This window comes from Pseudomonas sp. LB3P58, from assembly GCF_054897895.1.
On sequence record NZ_JBUBVE010000001.1, the window covers coordinates 4,190,001 to 4,208,276 of the forward strand.

General features: G+C 59.0%; 20 protein-coding genes. 10 read left to right on the forward strand and 10 right to left on the reverse strand.

What is annotated here, in order from left to right:
• Positions 1 to 60 precede the first annotated feature (60 nt).
• The gene (rhtA, locus tag ACYZTZ_RS19440; protein WP_056742334.1) at positions 61 to 948 is read left to right on the forward strand and encodes a threonine/homoserine exporter RhtA; all 888 of its coding nucleotides are present in this window, start codon (positions 61 to 63) and stop codon (positions 946 to 948) included.
• A gap of 168 nt (positions 949 to 1,116) precedes the next feature.
• Positions 1,117 to 1,398 carry a hypothetical protein gene (locus ACYZTZ_RS19445; RefSeq protein WP_041069802.1) on the forward strand — a complete coding sequence of 94 codons (282 nt, stop codon included), beginning with the start codon at positions 1,117 to 1,119 and terminating at the stop codon, positions 1,396 to 1,398.
• 15 nt (positions 1,399 to 1,413) lie between these two features.
• Here the strand turns inward: ACYZTZ_RS19445 and ACYZTZ_RS19450 are convergent, their stop codons facing one another.
• Positions 1,414 to 1,974, reverse strand: coding sequence for a TetR/AcrR family transcriptional regulator (locus ACYZTZ_RS19450; RefSeq protein ID WP_461999419.1), 561 nt, complete (start codon positions 1,972 to 1,974; stop codon positions 1,414 to 1,416).
• A 92-nt stretch (positions 1,975 to 2,066) separates the two neighbouring features.
• On the opposite strand from ACYZTZ_RS19450, the gene ACYZTZ_RS19455 reads away from it, so the two are divergent.
• Positions 2,067 to 2,795: an SDR family oxidoreductase gene (locus ACYZTZ_RS19455; protein ID WP_102616716.1), complete on the forward strand. Its 729-nt coding sequence runs from the start codon at positions 2,067 to 2,069 to the stop codon at positions 2,793 to 2,795.
• Positions 2,796 to 2,831: 36 nt separating this feature from the next.
• Positions 2,832 to 3,422 (forward strand): 2-hydroxychromene-2-carboxylate isomerase, encoded by a 591-nt coding sequence (locus tag ACYZTZ_RS19460; RefSeq protein ID WP_461999420.1) that lies wholly within the window; start codon positions 2,832 to 2,834, stop codon positions 3,420 to 3,422.
• Here ACYZTZ_RS19460 and ACYZTZ_RS19465 read toward each other — a convergent pair.
• The gene (locus ACYZTZ_RS19465; protein WP_461999421.1) at positions 3,419 to 4,417 is read right to left on the reverse strand and encodes a zinc-dependent alcohol dehydrogenase family protein; all 999 of its coding nucleotides are present in this window, start codon (positions 4,415 to 4,417) and stop codon (positions 3,419 to 3,421) included. The two genes, ACYZTZ_RS19460 and ACYZTZ_RS19465, sit on opposite strands and share 4 nt — an antisense overlap.
• A gap of 116 nt (positions 4,418 to 4,533) precedes the next feature.
• Here ACYZTZ_RS19465 and ACYZTZ_RS19470 point away from each other — a divergent pair, with 116 nt between their 5' ends.
• Positions 4,534 to 5,442 carry a LysR family transcriptional regulator gene (locus ACYZTZ_RS19470; RefSeq protein WP_461999422.1) on the forward strand — a complete coding sequence of 303 codons (909 nt, stop codon included), beginning with the start codon at positions 4,534 to 4,536 and terminating at the stop codon, positions 5,440 to 5,442.
• Here the strand turns inward: ACYZTZ_RS19470 and ACYZTZ_RS19475 are convergent.
• From ACYZTZ_RS19475 to ACYZTZ_RS19490, 4 genes are all read right to left on the reverse strand, one after another.
• Complete coding sequence (locus ACYZTZ_RS19475) at positions 5,435 to 7,243, reverse strand: aminopeptidase P family protein (RefSeq protein WP_461999423.1); 1,809 nt, start codon at positions 7,241 to 7,243, stop codon at positions 5,435 to 5,437. The two genes, ACYZTZ_RS19470 and ACYZTZ_RS19475, sit on opposite strands and share 8 nt — an antisense overlap.
• Positions 7,244 to 7,308: 65 nt before the next feature.
• Positions 7,309 to 8,466, reverse strand: coding sequence for a cysteine desulfurase family protein (locus tag ACYZTZ_RS19480; RefSeq protein WP_461999424.1), 1,158 nt, complete (start codon positions 8,464 to 8,466; stop codon positions 7,309 to 7,311).
• Positions 8,467 to 8,670: 204 nt separating this feature from the next.
• Positions 8,671 to 9,285: a LysE family translocator gene (locus ACYZTZ_RS19485; RefSeq protein WP_046054456.1), complete on the reverse strand. Its 615-nt coding sequence runs from the start codon at positions 9,283 to 9,285 to the stop codon at positions 8,671 to 8,673.
• A gap of 101 nt (positions 9,286 to 9,386) precedes the next feature.
• Positions 9,387 to 9,656: a hypothetical protein gene (locus ACYZTZ_RS19490; protein WP_056742349.1), complete on the reverse strand. Its 270-nt coding sequence runs from the start codon at positions 9,654 to 9,656 to the stop codon at positions 9,387 to 9,389.
• Positions 9,657 to 10,058: 402 nt separating this feature from the next.
• Here ACYZTZ_RS19490 and msuE point away from each other — a divergent pair, with 402 nt between their 5' ends.
• From msuE to ACYZTZ_RS19510, 4 genes are all read left to right on the forward strand, one after another.
• Positions 10,059 to 10,622: an FMN reductase gene (gene msuE / locus ACYZTZ_RS19495; RefSeq protein ID WP_046049228.1), complete on the forward strand. Its 564-nt coding sequence runs from the start codon at positions 10,059 to 10,061 to the stop codon at positions 10,620 to 10,622.
• 10 nt (positions 10,623 to 10,632) lie between these two features.
• The gene (ssuD, locus tag ACYZTZ_RS19500) at positions 10,633 to 11,778 is read left to right on the forward strand and encodes an FMNH2-dependent alkanesulfonate monooxygenase (RefSeq protein ID WP_461999425.1); all 1,146 of its coding nucleotides are present in this window, start codon (positions 10,633 to 10,635) and stop codon (positions 11,776 to 11,778) included.
• A gap of 135 nt (positions 11,779 to 11,913) precedes the next feature.
• Positions 11,914 to 13,101 (forward strand): acyl-CoA dehydrogenase family protein, encoded by a 1,188-nt coding sequence (locus tag ACYZTZ_RS19505; RefSeq protein WP_461999426.1) that lies wholly within the window; start codon positions 11,914 to 11,916, stop codon positions 13,099 to 13,101.
• Between the two features lie 23 nt (positions 13,102 to 13,124).
• Entirely contained in the window at positions 13,125 to 14,228 is a 1,104-nt protein-coding gene (locus tag ACYZTZ_RS19510; protein ID WP_046049225.1) for a sigma-54 interaction domain-containing protein, read from the forward strand.
• Here ACYZTZ_RS19510 and ACYZTZ_RS19515 read toward each other — a convergent pair.
• Positions 14,225 to 14,590: an antibiotic biosynthesis monooxygenase gene (locus tag ACYZTZ_RS19515; protein ID WP_461999427.1), complete on the reverse strand. Its 366-nt coding sequence runs from the start codon at positions 14,588 to 14,590 to the stop codon at positions 14,225 to 14,227. The genes ACYZTZ_RS19510 and ACYZTZ_RS19515 overlap by 4 nt on opposite strands.
• A 95-nt stretch (positions 14,591 to 14,685) precedes the next feature.
• On the opposite strand from ACYZTZ_RS19515, the gene soxR reads away from it, so the two are divergent.
• A complete protein-coding gene (gene soxR, locus ACYZTZ_RS19520; protein ID WP_461999428.1) occupies positions 14,686 to 15,153 on the forward strand; it encodes a redox-sensitive transcriptional activator SoxR in 468 nt (155 codons plus the stop codon).
• Positions 15,154 to 15,279: 126 nt separating this feature from the next.
• On the opposite strand, the gene ACYZTZ_RS19525 is transcribed toward soxR, so the two are convergent.
• From ACYZTZ_RS19525 to ACYZTZ_RS19535, 3 genes are all read right to left on the reverse strand, one after another.
• Complete coding sequence (locus ACYZTZ_RS19525; RefSeq protein WP_046054452.1) at positions 15,280 to 16,050, reverse strand: MetQ/NlpA family ABC transporter substrate-binding protein; 771 nt, start codon at positions 16,048 to 16,050, stop codon at positions 15,280 to 15,282.
• Between the two features lie 75 nt (positions 16,051 to 16,125).
• A complete protein-coding gene (locus ACYZTZ_RS19530) occupies positions 16,126 to 16,791 on the reverse strand; it encodes a methionine ABC transporter permease (protein WP_033059210.1) in 666 nt (221 codons plus the stop codon).
• Positions 16,792 to 16,793: 2 nt separating this feature from the next.
• Positions 16,794 to 18,008: an SfnB family sulfur acquisition oxidoreductase gene (locus tag ACYZTZ_RS19535; protein ID WP_461999429.1), complete on the reverse strand. Its 1,215-nt coding sequence runs from the start codon at positions 18,006 to 18,008 to the stop codon at positions 16,794 to 16,796.
• Positions 18,009 to 18,276 lie beyond the last annotated feature (268 nt).

Sequence of the window (18,276 nt, forward strand, 5' to 3'; positions counted from 1 at the left end):
TGAATGCGCAGTATATTGCCCAATAACACTCTCGCTTCCTACTTCGGACGATGCCACGCCATGAATGACCAACCTCGCAGCCTTGCCTCGACCCTGTTTTCGGTTGGCCTGCTATTGATAGCCATGGCATCAATCCAGTCGGGAGCCTCCCTGGCTAAAAGCATGTTCCCCATTATCGGCGCGCAAGGGACCACCACCCTGCGGCTAATCTTCGCCAGCGTGATCATGATGCTGATACTGCGCCCCTGGCGAGCGAAGCTCACCGCAAAATCCCTGCGCACCGTCATCGTCTACGGAATGGCATTGGGCGGCATGAACTTCCTCTTCTATATGTCGTTGCAAACCGTCCCCCTCGGTATCGCGGTTGCGCTGGAGTTCACCGGCCCACTGGCGGTAGCCATCTATGCCTCACGTCGCGCGATCGACTTTTTGTGGATCGCCCTGGCAGCCGTCGGCTTGCTGCTGTTAATACCTATGGGAGAAACGACCGCGGGAATCGATCTGGTAGGCGCCGGTTATGCATTGGGCGCAGGTGTCTGCTGGGCGCTGTACATTCTGTTCGGCCAAAAGGCCGGCGCCGACAATGGCGTGCAGACCGCGGCACTGGGGGTGATGATTGCGGCACTTTTTGTAGCCCCAATCGGCATCGTCCATGCTGGCGCCGCGCTGCTCACTCCCTCGCTAATCCCCGTGGCCATCGCTGTCGCTATTCTGTCCACCGCCGTGCCTTACACGTTGGAGATGGTCGCCCTCACCCGAATCCCGACCCGGACCTTCGGCACGTTGATGAGCATTGAACCTGCGATCGGCGCACTGTCAGGCCTGTTGTTTCTCCATGAGTACCTCTCACTGTCACAATGGATGGCCATCCTGTGCATCATTCTGGCTTCCATAGGCGCGACCATGACGATGGGGAGTGCAGCCAAGCCTGCTGTCGCTGCAGATTGAGACAGGATTTGACGAGGGTCTGGTATTTGCCGCGCAATTAGGCCATGTTTAGACCCGTAACCCAGTGCCAGACATGGATTTTTCAGATAAGGACATCAGAACGCTTCAAGCGAAAGCGAATGCAGCCAGACCCGGGCGCAAAGATCCGGGGACGCTATAAGGACAGTAATGAAACGAATTTTGATACTGATCGCCGTACTTGCGGTTGCGGGCTGCGCGGCGACATCGAAAACCCAGGTAAAACACGGCAAGAAAGGGCTGCATATCAACTGTTCCGGGCTGTCGTCATCCTGGGACAAGTGCTACACCAGCGCTGCCAACTCGTGCGCTCCCAAAGGTTACAAGGTCATCGCCAAGTCAGGGGACGCTGTGGAAGAACCAGGCGATTACCCGTTCGGCCTCAACCCTGCCGGCTATACCAGCCGCAGCATGATCGTCATCTGCAAATAGATTGATGCCGCCTTGTCAGGTTCGTGGACCTGCAATCTGGCGGCCAATCTCATCGTAACTGGACTTCAGTACCGCACGCTGAATGTCCGGTGTGGCCAGCATTCGCGCAATGACCAACGCACCGATACATTGCGACAGAATCGCCCAGGCCAGGCTGTCGCTTTCCAGAACTTGCGCCCAACTCCCCTGAAGCCGACAAATCCAGTTCTCCGCCTGCTGACGAATCATCACGTCTGAACGTGCAATCTCAGCCCCCAATGCCGGCAATGCACAACCGGATTCCGGGTGCTCGACATGGGCCATACTCAGGTAGTGTTTCAGGCAGCGCTTGAGCTTGTCACGACTCTGGTCCGCCCCTAAACGCTCCAGGCTTTGAGACAGCTCACGCTCGACGATTGAAGCGAACAGCTCATCCTTCGACGAAAAGTGACTGTAGAAAGCCCCGCCACTCAAGCCGATTGCCTTCATCAAACCGTCGACACCAACCGTTGAAAAACCAGACTTCTTGGCCGACACCGCACTGCTTTCAAGTAGCTTCTCTTTGGTTTCCAGTTTGTGATTGGCCGAGTAACGCATTGCCTTGCCCTCAGGATTGATCGCCTTGACGCTTACTGAATCGTAGCATAACGTTCGTTTAGTTAACGATCGTTTAGCAAAGGGAACTACCCATGAATAACAAGAAGGTCGTACTGGTTGTTGGTGCCGGGGATGCCACCGGCGGCGCCATTGCAAAACGCTTTGCGCAGGAGGGATTTGTGGCGTGTGTCACCCGCCGCAGCGCGGACAAACTCCAGCCGTTGGTGGACGCCATCAAGGCCGATGGCGGTGAAGCCCACGGGTTTGCCTGCGATGCACGCAAGGAAGAGGACGTGATTGCGTTGGTTGAGCAGATCGAAAGCCAGATTGGCCCAATCGAAGCGTTCGTCTTCAACATCGGCGCCAATGTGCCTTGCAGCATTCTCGAAGAAACCGCGCGCAAATATTTCAAGATATGGGAAATGGCCTGCTTCTCAGGATTTCTCAACGCTCGTGAAGTGGCCAAGCGCATGGCCAAGCGTCAACGCGGGACAATCTTGTTCACCGGTGCTACTGCAGGCCTGCGTGGAGCCTCAGGATTTGCGGCGTTCGCCGGCGCCAAGCACGGGATTCGTGCCCTGGCGCAAAGCATGGCGCGTGAACTGGGGCCGATGAACATCCACGTCGCGCATGTGGTAGTCGACGGTGCCATCGATACCGATTTTATCCGCGAGAGTTTCCCCGAAAAGTACGCGACCAAGGATCAGGACGGCATTCTCAATCCAGAGCACATTGCCGAGAACTATTGGTACCTGCACAGCCAGCCCCGTGACGCATGGACCTTCGAGCTGGACCTGCGCCCCTGGAGCGAACGCTGGTAAGCCCTCCCCCACAATAATAAACAGAGCGCATCGACCATGAGCAAAACCGTGGAGTTCTATTTCGACCTCGGCAGCCCCGCCACCTACCTGGCCTATACCCAACTGCCGAAAATCTGCGAGCAGACCGACAGCCAATTGATCTACATACCGATCTTGCTGGGCGGCGTCTTCAAAGCCACAGGTAACGCCTCCCCCGCGGCTGTCCCTGCCAAGGGCCGCTACATGTTTCAAGACCTGGACCGCTATGCCAAGCGCTATGGCGTGCCACTGAAGTTCAATCCCCACTTTCCTATCAACACCCTGATGCTGATGCGCGCCGTCACCGGCATGCAATTGCGCCATCCCGAACGCTTTCTGGCGTTCATCGATTGCCTGTTTCACGCACTGTGGGTTGAAGGCCGCAGCCTCGATGACCTCGCAACCGTCGCGTCAGTACTGACACAGAACGGTTTCGAGCCCAATGCGGTGCTGGCCCTGACCGCCGACGAGGAAGTCAAAGCCACGCTCAAGGACAACACAGAGAAAGCAGTGCAACGGGGCGTATTCGGTGCCCCAAGCATGTTTGTCGATAATCAGCTGTTCTTCGGCCAGGATCGCCTGGACTTCGTCCTTGAAGCCCTGAGTTAAATCTCGACAACCAACCGCCCCTGCGCAGCTCCCGAATCGAGCACCTCATGGGCGGCCTCGGCGGTTTGCAGCGTGAACTGCCGAGGGTCGAGCAACGGTTTCAACTGACCCGCCTCGATCAACTGCGCAGCCTCCCGAAGTATCTCCCCGTGATGCTCGCGCCCCTTGCCAGTCAGCAACGGCAACAAGGTAAACACTCCGGAGTAAGTCGCCCCACGAAACGAGAGCGGCGCAAGACTGTGCTGCCCCCATCCAAGACAACTCACGACATGTCCCTCGTAGACCCGGGCAGCCTTGAATGAAGCGTCCAGTGTCTCACCACCCACCGTGTCGTAGACAATATCGAAACCCTCCCCCGCCGTGTGCTCAGCCACATACTCCTCAACCGAAGATTTACGGTAATCAATAAACGTCGCACCAAGCCCTTCAATGATCGCCTGCTTCCCGACCGACCCGGTGGCAAACACGTCGGCACCGAAAGCCCGGGCAATTTGCACCGCCACATGCCCGACACCACCCGCACCACCGTGAATCAGCACTTTCTGCCCCGCCCGAACCCGCGCCCGATCCACCAATCCTTCCCACGCAGTGATCAGTACCAACGGCAACCCAGCCGCCTCGCGCATGCTCAGATTGCCTGGCTTGTGCGCCAGCAGCCGAGCATCGACGGCGGCGTATTCAGCCAGTGAACCCTGCGCACCGCCAATGCCGGTGGCCATCGCATAGACCTCATCACCCGGCAGCCATCCACTGACGCCCTCCCCCAATGCCGCCACTGTTCCCGCCAGATCCATCCCCAACACCGCCGGCAACGGTTGACGTGCATGAGCAGCCTGACCCGACCGAATCTTTCCATCCAGAGGGTTCACTCCACTGGCCTTGATCCTGACCAATACCTGACCCGCACCAGGCACGGGGCGTTGAATGGAAGCCAAGCGTAAAGCCCCATTGGCCGAATCAACAATCAGAGCGCGCATTTCAAGTGAGTCAGTCATTTCGCAATTTCCCGTCAGAGGTGGCTGTGGGATTCATCTTCCTCCCACTCACTCATGCCGATAAGACGCTATATAGCTATAGTGACCATGCCCATTTGGCATCAACGAGAAACCCCGTGGACAAACTCAATGCAATGGCGATCTTCGTCCGCGTTGTCGAACGCGGCAGCTTTTCTGCCGTCGCCCGGGAATTGCAGACCAGCCAGCCGACCATCAGCAAAGTGCTGCGAGCACTGGAAACTGAGCTGGGTGGAAAGCTGATTTCCCGCAGCACCCGACAACTGTCCCTGACCGACGAAGGTCAGCGGTACTACAGCGAATGTCGACAAATTCTGGCAGCCGTAGACTCCGCAGAACACAGTTTTCACTCCGGCCGCGAAGCTGTTGCCGGAAACCTGAAAATCGGATCTTCCGTGAGTTTCGGGCGCTTGCAGATTGCTCCGCGACTGCCGGCTTTCCTCGAAAAATATCCCCAGGTGCAAATTGATCTGCAACTGAGCGATCAAAATCAGGACCTGGTCAGTGAAGGACTGGACGTCACGTTCAGGATCGGCGAGTTGAACGACAGCGGATTGATTGCCCGCCGCATCGGCACCACCCACCGAGTGACCGTCGCAGCGCCCGACTACCTTGCGCAACACGGCCACCCGCAAACACCGCAAGAACTGAGCGAGCACAACTGCCTGCAGTTCAACCTGCTGAACAGTCAGAACCTATGGGTTTACGAGAAAGAGGAACAACGTCACGAAGTGCGAATCAAGGGCAACGCACAAAGTAACAACTCCGAGGCGATTCGCGAGATGGTTTTGGGGGGATTGGGGATTGCACTGTCGCCGGTTTGGCTGTTCAGCGAGGACTTGAAGGCGGGACGTGTGACCGCGATTCTGCTGGAATACAGCGCGCAGTCGCTGCCAATTCATGCCGTGTCCCCGGCGAATCGTCGCCAATCCGCCAGGGTCAAAGCCTTTGTCGACTACATGAGCCAGGCGCTCGAAGAAGCGCCTGAACTCCAACCGATCAAATAGCCGCAGTCCGAGTGTTCAACCACTCAAGGGCTGCGCCGTCGAGCAATGGGCTCAAGCGCTGGCGCACCTCGGCGTGGTAGGCGTTGAACCACTGCTTTTCGTCATCGGTCAGCAGCGATGGCTCCAGGCAGCGAGTGTCGATCGGGCACAAGGTCAGGGTTTCGAACTTCAGGAATTCACCGAATTCGCTTTTGCCCGCCTCACGGTTCAACACCAGGTTCTCGATCCGCACACCCCAGCGGCCTGGACGGTAAGTGCCCGGTTCGATGGACGTGATCATGCCCGGCTGCATCGCGGTTTGCGGTGCAGCAGCGGCCTGATAGGCGATGACCTGCGGACCTTCGTGCACGTTGAGGAAGTAGCCGACGCCGTGACCGGTGCCGTGACCGTAGTCAACGCTTTCAGCCCAGATCGGCGCGCGGGCAATCGAATCGAGCAACGGCGAAAGAATGCCACGAGGGAATTGCGCACGGGACAACGCAATCACGCCTTTGAGCACTCGCGTGCAATCGCGCTTCTGCTCAGCGGTCGGCGTACCGACCGGCACCATCCGCGTGATGTCAGTGGTGCCGCCCAGGTACTGGCCGCCAGAGTCGATCAACAACAGACCGTCGCCTTCGATCACCGCGTGTTCTTCTTCGGTGGCGTGGTAGTGCGGCATCGCGCCGTTGGCGTTGAACGCGGCAATGGTGTTGAAACTCAGCGAAACATAACCCGGACGTCGAGTACGCGCGGCCGTCAGGTGTTCGTCGATGGTCAGTTCGGTGATGCGTTCACGGCCCAACGCAGTGTCCAGCCAGGTGAAGAATTCGCACAGCGCCGCGCCGTCCTGCTCCATGGCCTGACGAATGTGTTCGGCATCGGCCAGGCTTTTCTGCGATTTGGCCAACGTCGTCGGGTTCAGGCCTTCGACCAGCTTCACACCGCTATCCAGGTTTTCCAGCAAGCCAGCGGTGACGCGCGCCGGATCGACTTGCAGGCTCGCCCCGCTCGGTACGGCGCGCAAGGCGGCGGCCACTTCGCTGTAATCGCGCAGGGTCACGCCGTCCTGTTCGAGGACTGCGCGCAGTTCGGCATCGACCTTGCTCAGCGCCACGAACAGAGTCGCCTGCTCTTGGCTGATCAACGCGAAAGAAACAAACACCGGGTTAAACGACACGTCGCCGCCACGCAGGTTGAACAGCCAGGCGATGTCATCGAGGGTGGCGATGAAGTGCCAGTCGGCACCGCGATCTTTCAAAACCTCACGCAGCTTGGTCAGTTTCTCGCCGCGGCTGACTGTCGCCTGAGGCGGCAGGTGTTGATAGATCGGTTCATTCGGCAGCGTCGGACGGTCGCTCCAGACTTCGCTCAACACATCGATGTCAGTGCGCAGACGTGCGCCGCGTTCTTCGAGCTTACCACCCAGAGTACGCGCCGAAGCCACGGCCATTACCGCGCCATCTACCGCGACGACGCCGCCTTCAGGCGTTTGCTCGGCCAGCCAGTCCAGCGGGCCGGGCTGACCCGGTTGCAGCTTGACCAGTTCGATGCCGCTGCCTTTGAGTTCCTTGGTCGCTTGTTCCCAATAACGGCTGTCGGCCCAGACGCCGGCAAAGTCCGGCGTAACGATCAGCGTGCCGACCGAGCCATGGAAGCCCGACAACCATTGCCGCCCTTGCCAGTAACCCGGCAGGTATTCCGAAAGATGTGGGTCGGCCGACGGCACCAGCAGAGCATGAATACCCTCCCGGCTCATCAGTTCGCGGGTTTGCGCCAGGCGTTGAGGCACCAATCCATTGATCGAAGGCTGCGTACTCATCATGTCTCCTGCTAATCACTTCATCATTATTGTTGAGTGCCGATCAACGCCGACACTTTCAGACCTTATTGCCAGAATGCCGGAGCACTGGCGCAGGCCGCTTTAATCAGGTGTACCGCTTGGTCGATGTCTTGCTCGGTGGTGAACCGGCCGAGACTCAAGCGAATGGTGCGACTCGCCGAGCGGGCGTCATGCCCCAGGGCCAGCAGCACATGGGAGGGCGCATTGCTGGCGGAGTTGCAGGCCGAGGTCGCGGAAAACGCGATCGAGGTGCTCAACGCCGCGGAGTTGAACTCGCCTTCATTGAAGGTCAGGCTCAGGGTATGGGGGATGCGCTGGGTCGGACTGCCATTGAGGCGAACGCCGGGAATACTCAGCAGCTGTTCGAGCAAGCGCTCGCGCAACCGCTCGATCGTGGCTTTCTCTTCATCGAACGAGGCGGCCGCCAACGAGAACGCCACACCCATGGCAGCGATTTGGTGAGTTGCCAAGGTGCCGGAACGCAAACCGCCCTCGTGACCACCGCCGTGAATCTGCGCCTGCAAACGCTGCTGCGCGCGCGGCCCGACGTACAGCGCGCCGATGCCTTTTGGGCCGTAAATCTTGTGGGCGGAAAATGACATCAGATCCACTGGCAACCGGGCCAGGTCGATCACCACTTTGCCTGCACCTTGAGCCGCGTCGACATGGAACAACGCATCGCGAGCACGCACGACTTCGCCGATGGCCAAGATGTCGTTGACGGTGCCCAGCTCGTTGTTGACCAGCATCAGCGACACCAGAAAGGTGTCTTCGCGCATCGCTTCGCTGACCGCTTGCGGGGTAATCAAACCCTCGGCGTCAGGCACCAGATAGGTCACCGCAACACCGGCGTCCTGCAACTGCTTCGCCGTGTCGAGAATCGCTTTGTGTTCGATCTGGCTGGTGATGATGTGGCCGCCAGAAACGCCACGGGCCTGGGCCACGCCCTTGAGGGCAAGGTTGTTCGATTCGGTGGCGCCGGAGGTCCAGACGATCTGGTCCGCCTGGGCGCCGACCAGTTCGGCGACCTGACGCCGCGCCTGCTCAACCGTTTGCCGGGCCTGTTGACCGAACGCATGGGAGCTGGACGCCGGATTGCCGAAGTTGCCGGTAAAACCCAGACACTCGACCATGACCTTGATGACTCGCTCATCCACCGGCGTGGTGGCGGCGTAGTCGAAATACAGAGGACGTTTATTCATAGAAGACTCGCAGAGCATGTTCCGGGATCAGGAGGCTCGTCACTGAAACGTCAAAGCGCAGCCTCGTGAGCTGCGCCGATCATTCAGAGCGTTAGAAATACCTGATCGGAGGCCGTTAAAGAAGAACAACTTCATTTAAAAGTGCGTAGGAACGCTCCTGAAGTCGAGCTTAACAGGCATCGGGCAACCGGTTGAAGCAATGCGTCAGCTAAAGCTTTCGAGCAACAACGGATACAGCGAAGCCACCAGCAGCAAGGCCATGCCCCAGTTGAACAGCCGCAACCAGCGGCGATCCTTCAACACGTTGCGCAACAACGTGCCGCAGCCTGCCCAGACACTGACGCTCGGCAGGTTGATCAAGGCGAACACGGCCGCAATCACGATCACGTTGGTGAAATAACCCTGCATTGGCGTGTAGGTGCTGATGGCACCGATGGCCATGATCCAGGCTTTGGGATTGACCCACTGGAACGCTGCGGCGCCCAAATAGCTGATCGGCTTGCTCTCGCCCTTTTCACTCTCGGAAACCGGTCCCGAACGGGCGATTTTCCACGCCAGATACAACAAATACGCCGCGCCGACGTAACGCAGCACGCTGTAGAGCAAAGGATAGGTTTGAAACACGGCGCCCAAGCCGAAACCTACCGCCACGACGAGTACGAAGAAGCCGCAGGTGATGCCAAGCATGTGGGGGATGGTGCGGTTAAAGCCGAAGTTCACGCCCGATGCCAGCAGCATTGTGTTGTTGGGGCCGGGAGTAATCGAGGTGACAAGCGCAAACAGGGCAAAGCCCAGCAGCAAATCGAGCGAGAGCGTCATGGGTGGCAGTCCATTGGGGTCAGTCAGGTGTTGACCCTATCGCAGGACTTCAGGGAAACCCATGGACAGTTACGTGAAACTTCGAGCGGTACAGTTTTCGATCAGCTAGGACGACCATGAAGCTGTACAGCACGTTCGGCGTTCATCTCGCCTTGTTTGTCGAAACTGAACGACTTTTGCGGCTGGCCGAGCAATTCGGCTTTTTTCGCGTGGTATTCGTCGAAAGACAGTCCGCGACGATTCAACGCCTCAAGTGCCAATTCTCTGGTTTCTTCCGCGGTGTACGGCCGTAGTTCCGGGGAAACATGGCTGGCACATCCGGCGAGCACGGAGACCGCAAGCAGCAAGAAAGTAGCGATTAGAGGTTTCATGGTGAGCGTCCTGGTGTATCTGGGTTCGGGCAATGAACACAGGCTACGCCGGGCATCCGATCAGCAGAAATCAACGCTCTCGATAGTGGCTATCGACTTTGCCTAATACCGCTCAGTTAGAGCGTCTTATATCTCTAAACGATCTATAAATATTAATTTACGGTCTTTTACGGAATAACACTGAGCCTTTATAACAACTGTCATCGCTGCACGCACTGTTGCCCAAGCAACTGTTTGCCAAGCAACAGTCATTCAACAAACAGCTCTGCCATTCGTACAGTGTCTACCGGCCAACGCGCTGAAAGCCCCGTAAATCTGGGCTCCGAGGGATTGGTACAGCTCTTGCTCTCTGTCAGTGACTACTCACTGCTCCCTGAGCAACTGTTTAAAAAGGAACTGATCATGTCGCGTCCATTGAAAGTCGTTGCCCTCTCCGGCGGTACCTGGCGTCCGTCCCGTACGTTGGTGCTGACCCAGGCGCTGTTGGCGCAACTGGCCGAGCAATTGCCGATTGAAAGCAAACTGATTGAACTGGGTGACATCGCCCGACCGTTGGGTGCCGCGCTGTCCCGTCAGGAGTTGAGCGCCGAGATCGAAGCCGAGCTGCAAGCGATCGAGAACGCCGACCTGCTGATCGTCGCCGCGCCGGTTTATCGCGGTTCCTACCCTGGACTGCTCAAGCATCTGTTCGACCTGATCGACCTCAACGCGCTGATCGACACGCCGGTATTGCTGGCCGCCACCGGAGGCAGCGAACGCCATGCACTGGTGCTCGATCACCAGTTGCGGCCGCTGTTCAGTTTCTTCCAGGCATTGACCTTGCCGATTGGCGTCTATGCCACTGAAGCCGATTTCTCCAATTACCAAATAACCAGTGAGCCCTTGAAGGCCCGCATACGCCTTGCTGCAGAACGCGCGGCGCCGTTGTTTGGCGTGCACCCCAAAAATCTGCTGAAAATCGCTTAAGGATTTCTTCATGGATGTTTTCTGGTTTCTGCCGACTCACGGCGACGGCCATTACCTGGGCACCACTCAGGGCGCACGCCCGGTGACACTCAACTACCTGAAACAAGTGGCTCAGGCGGCCGACAGCCTCGGCTACCACGGTGTACTGATTCCCACCGGGCGCTCCTGCGAGGATTCGTGGGTGATTGCTTCGGCGCTGGTGCCGCTGACCGAACGCCTGCGTTACCTGGTGGCGATTCGGCCGGGGATCATCTCGCCGACGGTCTCGGCGCGCATGGCCGCAACACTGGATCGACTGTCCAATGGCCGCTTGCTGATCAACGTGGTCACCGGCGGTGACCCGGATGAAAACCGTGGCGACGGCATCTTCCTCGATCACAGCGAACGCTACGAAGTGACCGACGAATTCCTGAAAATCTGGCGCCGGGTGCTGCAAGGCGAATCGGTGGATTTCGAAGGCAAACACCTGCAAGTGCAGAACGCCAAGGCGCTGTATCCGCCGGTGCAAAAACCGTATCCACCGCTGTACTTCGGCGGCTCTTCCGAGGCAGCCCATGAACTGGCCGCCGAGCAGGTTGATGTCTACCTGACCTGGGGCGAACCACCGGCCGCCGTGGCCGAAAAACTGGCCGATGTGCGTGAACGTGCTGCGCGAAACGGTCGCACGGTGAAGTTCGGGATTCGCTTGCACGTGATCGTTCGCGAGACCGCCGAAGAAGCCTGGAAAGCCGCGGATAAACTCATCGAGCACATCAGCGACGAGACCATCACGGCCGCGCAAAAGTCATTCTCGCGTTTCGATTCCGAAGGTCAGCGGCGCATGGCCGCGTTGCATGACGGGCGTCGTGACAACCTGGAAATCTCCCCCAACCTGTGGGCCGGCGTCGGTCTGGTGCGTGGCGGCGCCGGGACGGCGTTGGTGGGCGATCCGCAGCAAGTGGCGGCGCGAATCAAGGAGTACGCGGACCTGGGGATCGAGAGTTTCATCTTCTCTGGCTATCCGCACCTCGAAGAGGCTTATCGCTTTGCCGAGTTGGTGTTCCCGTTGTTGCCTGAGCCGTATGCCAGCCTTGCGGGGCGCGGCGTCACTAATCTCACCGGGCCGTTTGGCGAAATGATTGCCAATGATGTGCTCCCGACCAAAGCCACGGCCTGACCCAGAAACCCTGTGGGAGCGAGCCTGCTCGCGATGGCGTCCGTCCAATCGACATTTATTTCGACTGTTATGGCGCCATCGCGAGCAGGCTCACTCCCACAGGGGGATTGCGTCGATTTTTATGAGGAACCCCGTGTGACTGCCAAACCGCAAAGCGCCCTGATATCCCCCTTGCAGACCGCCCGTCGATTGGCCGCCGAGTTTGCCCTGACCGCTGTCGAGCGCGATGAACGTGGCGGTACGCCCAAAGCCGAACGTGATGCCTTGCGCCACAGCGGTCTGCTCGCGTTAAGCATTCCCACCCAATACGGCGGCCACGGTGCCAGCTGGAGTGACACCCTGACCATCGTGCGTGAATTCGCCAAGGTCGACAGTTCGATTGCCCATGTCTTCGGCTTCCATCACCTGATGCTCGCCACCGTGCGCCTGTTCGCCCGGCCCGAGCAGTGGCAGCCGTGGTTCGAACAGACCGCGCGCAAGAACTGGTTCTGGGGCAACGCCCTCAATCCGCTGGACACCCGCACCGTGGTGAAAAACCTCGGTGGCTGGCGTGAGTTTTCCGGCAAGAAAAGCTTCTGCTCTGGCGCCAGCGATTCGGAAATGCTGATCGCCTCGGCGGTGGATGAAAGCGCCGGCGGCAAGCTGTTGATCGCGGCGATTCCCAGCGGTCGCAGCGGCATCACCTTGCACAACGACTGGAACAACATGGGCCAGCGCCAGACCGACAGCGGCAGCGCGACATTCGAACGGGTGCGGGTCGAAGAATCGGAACTGCTGCTCGATCCGGGCCCGCTGAGTACGCCATTCGCCTGCCTGCGGCCGTTGATTGCCCAGCTGACCTTCACCCACATGTTCCTCGGCATCGCCGAAGGTGCCTTCGAAGAGGCGCGGCAATACACCCTCACCGAGACCCGTCCGTGGCACAAATCCAGTGCTCAGGATGTGCGTCAGGATCCTTATGTACTCGGCCACTACGGCGAATTCTGGGTCGCCCTCGAAAGTGTTCGACTGCTGGTGGAGCGCGCTGCCGGGTTGCTCGACAAGGCCTGGGCCAAAGGCCCGAACCTCAGCGCCGAAGAACGCGGGCACCTGGCTAACGCCATCGCCACGGCCAAGGTCGCTGCCACCCGCAACGGTCTGGAGCTCTGTAGCCGATTGTTCGAAGTGACCGGCGCCCGTTCAACTCATGCCTCACTGCGACTGGACCGCCACTGGCGCAACCTGCGTACGCAAACTCTGCACGACCCGGTGGATTACAAACTCCATGAACTCGGTGACTGGGCGCTCAACCAGTCCCTGCCGATTCCGACTTTCTATTCATAGCCTTCTATTCATGGAGCCTGCCCATGCAACTGCTGACCTTACCGCCCTCGCCCGCTCTGGCCACCTCGATCCGCGCCACGGCGCAGGTGTTCGAAGACCCTAAATCCCAGGCCTTGCTCGCCCACATTCAACAAGTCGCACCGAGTGAAGCCAGCGTGCTGATCATCGGCGAAACCGGCACCGGCAAGGAGCTGGTGGCGCGACATATCCACAACCTCAGCGCCCGCCGTAACCGGCCTTTTGTGGCAGTGAATTGCGGCGCGTTCTCCGAATCCCTGGTGGAAGCCGAATTGTTCGGCCATGAAAAAGGTGCCTTCACCGGTGCGTTGAGCGCCAAGGCCGGATGGTTCGAAGAGGCCGACGGCGGTACGTTGTTCCTCGACGAAATCGGCGATTTACCGATGGCGATTCAGGTCAAGTTGTTGCGGGTGTTGCAGGAGCGCGAAGTGGTGCGACTGGGTTCGCGCAAGAGCATTCCCATCAACGTGCGCGTGCTGGCCGCAACCAATGTGCAATTGGAGAAAGCCATCAACGCCGGGCATTTCCGCGAGGATTTGTACTACCGCCTCGACGTGGTCAGCCTAGAGTTGAGCCCGCTGCGCGACCGCCCCGGCGACATCCTGCCGCTGACCCGACACTTCGTCGAAGCCTACAGCCAGCGCCTCGGCTACGGCACCATCACCATCAGCAAAGAGGCCGAACTGAAACTGCGCAGCTACAGCTGGCCGGGCAACATCCGTGAACTGGAAAACGTCATTCACCACACCCTGCTGATCTGCCGAAACGGCGTGATCGAACGCGACGATTTGCGCCTGTCGAACATGCGCATCGAGCGTCAGGACGATTACCACAGCACCGTCGACGATTCACCGGAGGCCCTGCTCGATCGGGCCTTTCAAAAACTTTTCGAAGAGCAGGCCGGGGCGCTGCACGAGAAAGTCGAAGACGCGTTGCTGCGAGCCGCTTATCGCTTCAGCCATTACAACCAGGTGCACACTGCAGCCTTACTGGGGTTGAGCCGCAACGTAACGCGCACGCGACTGATCAAGATTGGCGAACTGGCGGTGAACAAACGCCGGCCCACGGAAAACCTTCAGGGCGAGCGTGTCATGCAGCTGTCGATCTAACCCACCAGATTGCAGTGCAGCGCGTTGTCGTGGCTGCGTTCCAGGCTGTGCAGCACCTGGAACGAGCCGAAGGTCACGGTTTTCGCCTGGTGGGCGCGGATCAGTTGCCAGAAATCCTGCTCCCCGCTTTCAAAGCTTTGAAACGCGGCTTCTCCCGCTTCGCGTGTTTGCCATTGCAGGTAGTTGAGCACTCGCCGGCCATCGGCGCTGGCCTGGATGCTGGCACTCAAAAAACCTGTGAAGTCCTGGGCCAGACGTTCGGTCTGCTTCGACAGCGCCGACACCAGTGCGGGCTGTTGATGGGGTTCAATCTCGAATTCAATCAATTGGGTGAAGCTGCGATTTTTCTCTGACAGTTGCATGAAGAGTCCCCACTGACCTGTAAGCCGGATCTTGCGATCCGAAGGCTTGCAGGGTAAAACCTCGAGTTAACTTGAGGTCAAGGGGCATTTTTTAAATGATCACCTCGGAAAATCTGCATAAAGAACTCACCGTCGGCCAAGTGGCTGCGCGCAGCGGCGTCGCGGTCACCGCATTGCACTTTTACGAATCCAAGGGGTTGATCAAAAGTAATCGCAACCAGGGCAACCAGCGGCGTTATCCCCGGGAAGTGTTGCGGCGAGTGGCGTTGATCAAAGTGGCTCAACGATTGGGGATTCCGTTGGCGGAGATTGGCGAGGCATTGAAATCGCTGCCGGACAATCGGGCGCCGACGGCGGCGGACTGGAAGGTGTTGTCGGCGCAGTGGAGTCGGGATCTGGATGAGCGGATCAATCAGCTGACCTTGCTGCGGGACAAGCTCAATGGCTGCATTGGCTGTGGGTGTCTGTCGATGGAGGCGTGTCCGTTGCGCAACTTTGGCGATGTGCTGGGGGAACGCGGGCCGGGGGCGCAGCTGCTGGAGTCGACGGCTGGTCCAAAATAGCGGCGCGGCCATCGCGAGCAGGCTCGCTCCCACATTTGATCGGAGTCGGATGCAAGTTTTGCAGCCAATTGAGATCCCTGTGGGAGCGAGCTTGCTCGCGATGGCGTCCCGCCAGTCAACGAAGATTCAGAATCCCGGCGCAATCTGCCCTTTGTAGCGGGTCAAAATGAACTGCCGAACCTCATCGGAATTCAGCGCCTTGGCCAGTTTCTGCAAGCCTGGATCATTGATGTTGTCCGGGCGCGCGACCAGAAACTCGATGTACAAACTCTTGCCCTTCTCGACGATCAGCGCGCTATTGGTATCAATCCCCGCTTCCAGTGCGTAGTTGGCGAAGACAAACGCCAGGTCCACCTGACTCACCGACCGCGCCAGCAATGCACCTTCCAGTTCACGGATTTTCAGGTGCTTGGGGTTTTCGATGATGTCGCGCTGAGTAGCCAGGGTGTTGCTCGGGTCCTTGAGCTTGATCAGGCCGGCTTCGTGCAACAGCACCAGTGCTCGACCGGTGTTCACCGGGTCATTGGGAATCGACACCGTGGCGCCATCCTTCAGCTCGGCGATGTTTTTGATTTTGGTCGAGTAAGCGCCAAACGGTTCAATGTGCACGCCGACCACCGGCACCAGATCGGTATGGCGGGTTTTGTTGAAGTCATCAAGAAATGGCCGGTACTGGTAATAGTTGGCGTCGAGGTTCTTCAACGCCAGTTGCTGGTTGGGCTGGATGAAGTCGGTGAAGACCTTGATGTCCAGGTCCACGCCTTCCTTGGCCAGGGTCGGTTTGACGAATTCGAGGATTTCCGCGTGCGGCACCGGAGTGGCACCGACGATGAGTTTTTCGTTGGCGTGAGCGTTGAACGACAGGACGGCAGCCAGAATGGCCAGGGTCTTTTTCATGGTGTGCTCCTAGGCAGATTGAGTGGCCATCGTGGGGTGGACGTTGGGCCGATTTTTAAGGGTTGAATCGAGTTTTTATCGTCGGCTGTAGCGCGCCACCAATCGGTCGCCGGTCATTTGCAGGGCCTGGACCAGGATCAGCAGAAGCACCACGGTGACCACCATTACGTCGGTCTGAAAACGCTGGTAGCCATAGCGGATCGCCAGGTCACCAAGGCCACCGCCACCAATCACCCCGGCCATCGCCGTGTAATCCACCAGCACAATCGCGGTCACCGTGACCGCGGCCAGCAACCCTCCCCGTGCTTCGGGCAACAAGGTGTGGCGGATGATCTGCCACGTGTTGGCGCCCATCGCCTGAGTCGCTTCCACGACCCCGCGATCGACTTCGCGCAAGGCGGTTTCCACCAGCCGCGCGAAGAACGGCGTGCAACCCACCACCAGCGGCGGGATCGTCCCCGGCACGCCAAGTGAAGTGCCGACCAACAAAGTGGTCAGGGGAATCAGCACGATCAGCAAAATGATGAACGGCAGCGAGCGCAACATGTTCACGATCACCGACAGCACCCGATAAACACCGACCGCTTCATGCAATTGGCGCTTGCCGGTGAGAAACAACACCACGCCCAGCGGCAGGCCCAGCAGCACGGTAAAACCTAGGGCGGCGCCGAGCATGCTCAGGGTGTCGAGGCAGGCCTGGGCGATGTCGGCCCAATAGATATTTTTCAGCCACTCGGCCATGGTCACGACCAGTCGTGGCGCGGGGGTTTGACGCCATTGAGCAGCCAGTTGCCGACCACGTGATACTTCCAGCGCACCGGATCATGCAGGGTATGGACCCGGGCGTTGCGCCAGTGGCGGTCGAAGTTGTGTTTCCTCAGGGTCGAGCGGGTGCCGCCGAGTTCGAAGAGCTTGTTGCTGGCTTCGATGGCGATTTCGGTGGTCAGTACTTTGGCTTTGGCGACGGCCAATGAGGCTTGTGCAACGTTGTCTTCGTCAGGTGCCGAACGTGCGGCATCCAGCGCCCAACCGGCGCGTTCCAGCAAGGCTTCGGCCGCTTCCAGACGAATCTCCAGGCCGCCGACCTGAATGATGGTCAGCGGATCTTCACTGGCCTTTTCCACTCCGGCGTCGATCCACGGGCGAGCGAACTGCTGGACGAATGCGATGGTGTCACGCAGGGCCGCGCGGGCGATGCCGGCATCGATGGCGGCGGTGGTCAACTGCGCGAACGGGCCCGCCAGGGTGGGTGTTTCATAAGAGCGATACGTCGGGAACAGATTAAACGCCGAGACGTGCAGATCTTCGGCCAGCACCGTACCGCTGGAGGTGGTGCGCTGACCGATGCTGTCCCAGTCGTCAATGATCACCAGCCCTTTGGTGCCGCGCTCGACGAAGGCCAGCTGGCCCTTCTGCTCTTCGTCCAGCGCCAGCACCGCCAGCCAGTGGGCGTAGAGCGAACCGGTGCAATAACCCTTGCGGCCATTGATCACATGGCCGTCGCCGTAACGGCGAATGGTCGCCTGAATGTCCTGCACGTTCTTGCCGCCGGTTTCCGACAAGGCATTGGCAAAACGATGACCTTGCAGCGCCAGTTCGAAGAAGTGCGCTTGCTGCTCAGGCGTGCCTTGCAGGCGAATGTCTTCCAGCAGGCAATAATGGTTTTGCGGGATTTGCCCCAGGGACGGATCGGCCGCCGAGATGATCGCGATGACCTGCGCCAGCACCGCATAGGACACCTGCGCGCCGCCAAACTCCTTCGGCACGCTGATGCCCCACAAACCGCTGTTGGAGTACAGATCGACGATCTCGGCGGGCACTTGGCGGGTGCGGTCGCGCTCAGCGTCTTGTTCCAGCAGGATCGCGGCGACCTTTTCGGCGACCCGCAGGGCTTCGGCTTCGTTGGCGATCCGATGGGCGGCCGGTGGGTTGATCGGATAAATGGCAGATTCAGGCATACAAGTCTCTCGGTACCAATGTTTACCAGAGGGCATTGCAGCTTCTGTGCCTGACCGTCAGAGCCAATGTTTTCGGGACGTTCAACGGTATTTTCGCGATCTCGAGATAACGAGCAAGAGCAATCTGCTGCTTCGCTGTTGATGGCTGAACAGTGGTGCTGCTGCTCGTCGGACACTCGGTTGCAGAAAAGAGGCTGACCTATAGTTATCCGGCCGGAAAGCGGCACAGGATATTTCTCGACGGACAACAAAAACAGGGAGAACAGCC